Annotated in this window: 2 protein-coding genes; both read right to left on the reverse strand. The window is 64.7% G+C overall.

Annotated features, from left to right (window positions below; genetic code table 11):
• Positions 1 to 188: hypothetical protein (locus ACFC25_RS22595; RefSeq protein WP_376049327.1), on the reverse strand; the 188-nt coding region annotated here is incomplete at its 3' end.
• 163 nt (positions 189 to 351) lie between these two features.
• Positions 352 to 5487: Ig-like domain-containing protein (locus ACFC25_RS22600; protein WP_376049330.1), on the reverse strand; the 5136-nt coding region annotated here is incomplete at its 5' end.

The raw sequence follows: 5487 nt of genomic DNA on the forward strand, positions 1-5487 counted from the left end.
GACACCACCCACACACCGCCGTCGTTCAACTCCACCTCAGTGGTCTTAAACCCCGGATACAACACCGCACCCGTGACCAACACCACTACCGCAGCACTAAAGGCTGTGCCGGTGATCAGCCGCTTGTTGCGTTTCGTGAGTTTGTTGTGGCGCCTTTTCAGCCCAAGCTTCCCCAGCAGAGTTGTCACAGCGTTACTTTTCCCTCAATTTTGTGGCGGCCCCCAGGCCATCCTGTCCAAAGACCCGGTATCGGGCTCTCTGTTCCCCGCGTCAGCCTACCCAAGCTTCGGAGCAGCCGCGATGGGGAGCCCTCCCCAACCGATTCGCTGCCGCATCCGCTCCCAACATCCCTCAGCATCGCGGGATCCCGTGGGAGTAAGGCTGACCGAGCTGTGAGTGTCCCGCGACCATGTAATAACCGACGTTTCGGTTGGAGCCGGGTTCAATCCGGTAGAACGGCTGATCCGGGGTGTTGGTCCAGTGGTCATTCATCATGACGTAGCAGTGGACCACGATCCGCTCGCCGCTGTTGACGTAAAACCACGGCGGGGTATCGCCCTTGTTGACACCTTGGCAGTCGAAGTACGGACTTGGCCGGTAGCTGGCCTTGCCATACTCGAACGTGCAGGTGCGCACCAGGTCCGTGCCCTTGACGACGGTGGTGATCCATTCGCCTTGCGCACCCGAGGACGCGGACGCGGACACCACACCGCTTTCAGTGCCCAGCGAGTTGATGGTTTTCACGTCGATGCGATGCGACTCACTGAATCCTCCCGTGTTGATGACCCTGCTGCCGGACGGGGCCACGTTCTCCCAGCCGCCGCCGTCGATGCTGATCCGGGTACTAACTACGTCATTGGTGGTGGTGGACGGTGAGGACCAGTTCAGGGTCAGCGATTTCTGGTTCATGGCACCGTTCTGCCCGGATGCCGACGGCGTCCCGGGTGACCCAAAGGGGGTGGTCGAGGCCCCGGTGCTGCCATTGGAGCTCGGCGCAACCGTGGAGTGCGCGATCACCGTGATCGTGGTCTGGGTGCCGTTGGCAAAGCCGCCCACCGTTTGGCCGCGGGCGATCGGGCCGCTTTGGCCGGTGCTGGCGTTGTAGCTGTAGCTGACCTCATCCGCGGACGAGCCGTTGCGTTCCGCGGCAGTCAGTTCCTTGAAGTTGATGGTCACTTTCCGCCCGGCTCCTCCGGTGTCCGCGGCGGCGACCGTAACGCCTGAGACCTGGCCGAGTTTGCCGGTGGCGCGCCGGGGTGCCGATGGCGGACTGACGGCACCCTTTCCTGCCTTGTTTTCGGCCTGGACAGTGAACGTGTACTCAGCTTCGGAGTTGTTTGCCGTGAAATTGGCCGTCCGTACCGTACCCGCGATGGTCTGGGTCTGCGGCGCTCCGCCGCCTCCACTCATCGTGACGTAGTAATTCCTGATCGCGTCCCCGTTGGTATCGGGTTCCGTCCAGTTCACCCGGAGCTGGTTGGTGGTTCCCACCGCAGAAGCCACGGCTGACGTCGGTGCGGCTGGTGCGGCTGGGACTCCGGCCGGGTTGTCTTCGGAGGAGTAGATGCCCCAGTCGGACGGACCGAGCTCGTTGGCGGCCTGCGCGCGCACTTTGTAGCGGACTCCGTTGGTCAGGCCGGGCCAGGTGTACGTCAGGCCGGTCACACCGTTCTTGACGGCGATCCCGCTGGCCGGCGACGGGGAGATCTCGAGGTTGTAGCTCTTGACGGCGGAACCCTCGGTCTTGGCCGGTGCCCAGTTGATGACCATGTTCCTGTCGCCCGCCTTGACGGTGGGAGCCTCCGGCGGGGACGGCTTTTCGTCGGGCCGGATTTCGTTCGACTGCGCGGACGCCGGGGAGTCTCCCACCTCGTTGGTTGCCGTCACGCTGAAGACGTACTTCACGTCGTTGGTCAGTCCGCTGAGTGTGCACGTTGTGGTGGCGCACTGTTGTTCGAACCCGTTGTTGGAGCGGACCGTATAGCCGGTGATCGTGGCGCCGTTATCCGACGGCGGGGCCCACTTGAGCACCGCGGTCCGGCTCCGTACGTCGGTTGCTGTGGGGGCCGAGGGGGCATCCGGTTTGTCCCGGACTGTGATGCGGACCCGGCCGTTCACCTGGCGGGACGGATCCTCGGTTTTGTCCGAGACCGTGTACCGCAGCACCATGACGCCCTTGGATCCTTCAGCCGGCGTCACCGTGACAGAATCCCCGTTGATGACGGGTTGGCCGGCAGCGGATCCGGTTTCGACACCGACTGAGACAACCTTGAGCGGCGTGTCGCTGAACGGATTGAAGTCGTTGGCGAGGACGTTAATAGTCTCGGCCCGGCCCGCGTTGGCTTGGTCGACGACGTCCTCGTTGGCGATGGCAAGCGGCCGGTTTGATGCCACGACGGTGGCCGTCACAGACGCCTTGACAGCTCCGGAGCGGCCGTCGGTGACTTTCAGCGGGATGGTCCCCTTGCGGCCCGCGGCCATCCCGGCCTCGGAGCGGACGTTGAGCGTCTGCCCATCAATCGTGGCTGTGAACCCTTCGGGTGTGGTCCCGTCCAACTCGAATGCGAGCTTTTCCTGGTCCCCGGCGTCCACATCCCTGGCCAAATTGCCCAAGTCCAAGCTGGCTGTTTCGGCCTTCGGCACTTCGAGGTCGCTTCCGCTGAAGGTGGGCTCGTGGTTGGCGTTCGGGTCCGGAATGACCTTGGTGATGATGGTCAGCGTGGATTTCAGGCCCTGCGGATCTTCCGGACCGGAGCCGTCCGTCACTTCGAAGGTGAGGGAACCGGGACCGACGTAGTCCTTGAGTGCCGCGTAGCGCAGTGTCCTGGCATTACCACCGATGACATTCTGGGTGTCGGCGCCCTGGACCCGGACCTTGTCCGCCTGGGTGATCTGTGGAGCGCGGCCGTCCCGAACCCGGACGTACTCGCTCAGGTCAAGCGTGATTTCCTTGCCGGCCATCACTTCCACGACGTCGGTGCGGGCCAGGGTAGGGTGCTCTTCACCCTGCCCGGGCACCCAGACGACAGCGGTAGCATTCTGGCCATCGACGTCGGTGACGGTGTACGGGACCAGCTGGTCCACCGGTGCCAGGCTGACCACCACGTTGCCGTCGCCGCCGACCCGGGCGTTCGGGTTTCCGTCCGGCAGCGTGATCCTGAGTTCGGAGGCCACGCCGTCGGGGTCGGAGTCGTTTTTCAGGACAGGAACGTCGACGGCGGATTTCCCCAGCGTCTCGGCGGGCGTAACGACGTCGTCCTTGGCAATTGGGGCTTTGAGGGTGGCGTCGGGGCTCACCCTGACCCTGATGACGGCGCTGCCTTGGGCCTTCTTGTCGTCCTGGATCTTGTAGCCTACGCTCTCGTTGCCGGCGGCGCCCGGCGCGGTCAGCAGTACCCTTCCGCCGTCGGCCGTTTCGACGCGGAGCTCGGGACGGGCCTCGAAGGCGTTGCCGACCAACCCGAGCGGGTCACCGTCCGGGTCTGAGTCGTTGCTGAGGGCATCCACGGCGATCTTGCGTCCGGGCCGCACTTCCACGGAGTCATCCATGGCGATGGGTTTCTGGTTGTTGGGCTCAGGCGGAGCAACCCCTACAATCACCGTGCCGGTGTTCTCGGCGCCAATCCGGTCCCGGACGCGGTAGGTGAACGTGTCGGTCCCGGCGGCTGTTCCGATCGCTGTGAACTCAAGGTAGCCGTCCTTGACTACAGCCGTTCCCATCGCGGGGGCCTTATCCACCCCGATCAGCTGCACGGAGTCGCCATCGGCGTCGATGCCGTCCAGGGGCACGGGGATTCGCACCACCATCCCTGAGACCACGCGCGCCGTGAGGTTTTTGGGTTCGGGGCGGGTGTTGCGTTCGTCATCGCGGGCGCGGACGCGGATAGTGACCTGTTGCGAGTCCGACTGTCCGGATTCGTTGGTGACCTTGTAGATCGCGTAGACGGTCTTAGGCACATCTCCGGCGATAAAGCGCAATGCGTTGCCCGCGCCGAAGATGCGGCCGTCGGCGTCGTCCGGCTTTTGGGCCAGCTCCGGCTCAAGCGTGAGCTTCCCGCCGTTGGGGTCGGTGTCGTTCTCAAGGACGGGAATGGTGACGACGTCGCCGACCCGGACTGACACTTCGTCCGGTTTGGCCTGGGGGGCCTGGAGCTTGGCCGGCGCGGGCACTACCAGGACCGCGATGTCCCCGCTGGCGGAGGACTTTCCGTTGGAGATCGTGTATTTGACGTTGAGCTGGCCTTGCGCCCGTATATCGGTAATCCTGACGACGGAATGATCCACCACCGAGACGCTGACCGGCAGGCCGTCGGCCGCCGTGACGGACTGGACCACAAGCACGCCGCCGGAGGGGTCCGAGTCGTTGCCAAGGACATCCACCAGAACAGTGCCGCCGCTGGGCAGCAGGGCCGTGTCCCGCACGGCGACGGGGGCGCCATCGCCGTCTCCGGAAACCACGTCCACGCGAACCAGCTGCTGGGCACTGGCCGGACCGTTGGTCACGAGGTAGGACACGTAGTGTGCGCCCTGGGCCGTGGAGTTGAAGGTGAAGGTCTGCTGGTCCGCGCCCATGGTGGCTGTGGAGTTGCCGTCCGGCGTGATCTGGGCGAGACGAAGCGCACCGCCCTGCGGATCGGAGTCGTTCTTCAGCGGTGCGATGACAGTGTCCACACCGGCGACGGCGACGACGTGGTCTGCGTTGGCGATGGGCGGCAACGCACCCGGCGCGCGCACGTCCACTGTTACTTTGCCCTCGGCGGCCGACTGGCCGTCGGACACCCTGAGGGTGACCACCTTACGGCCCGGCTCCGTACCGGCGTCCTGGAAGGTGAGCAGTCCGTCGGGCCGGGCTTTGACCTGGTCGCGGGGGTCGCTTCCGGTGGCACTGACTACGTAGAGGTCGTCGCCGTCGGGGTCGGTCCAGTCGGTGAGGATGTTCTGGCTGACGATTTTGCCGGCCTGCACCACGAGCGTGGTGTTCCTGTTCGGTTTTTGCCGCGGGGCGGAGTTCTCCCCCGGCGGGATGATATTGAGGGTGATGTCGGAAGAGGCGGTGAGGCCACGGCCGTCATCGACGGTGTATTTGAAGGTCTCGGAGCCGGTCTTCTCTGCCGGGACACTGACCTGGAAGCCGGTAGAGCCGTAGATTGGGGCGAGGAGCCCGGATTTGATCGGTTCCGGGGCACGGACCGTGAGGATGTCGCCGTCGGGGTCGGTGTCATTGTCCAGCACCGGGAGGATCGCGGTCCTTCCCGCGCGTATCCCAAAAGTATCCGGCTTGGCGACCGGCGCGCTGTTGGGTTTGGTCCGGTCCGGCAATACCGTCTGCTGGACTTCGTCCGCGGAGTCCTTGTCGGCGTCGTCGGACGTCTGTTGTGGCGGAATGACGTCGTCCCAGTTGTTCACGAGCTGCATGTTCTGGTTCACCAGCCACACATTCCCGGAGTTCACATCGTTCAGGACCACCAGGCCCCGGTTCACCCGGAA

Source organism: Pseudarthrobacter sp. NPDC055928, from assembly GCF_042270935.1.
Classification (GTDB): Bacteria; Actinomycetota; Actinomycetes; order Actinomycetales; family Micrococcaceae; genus Arthrobacter.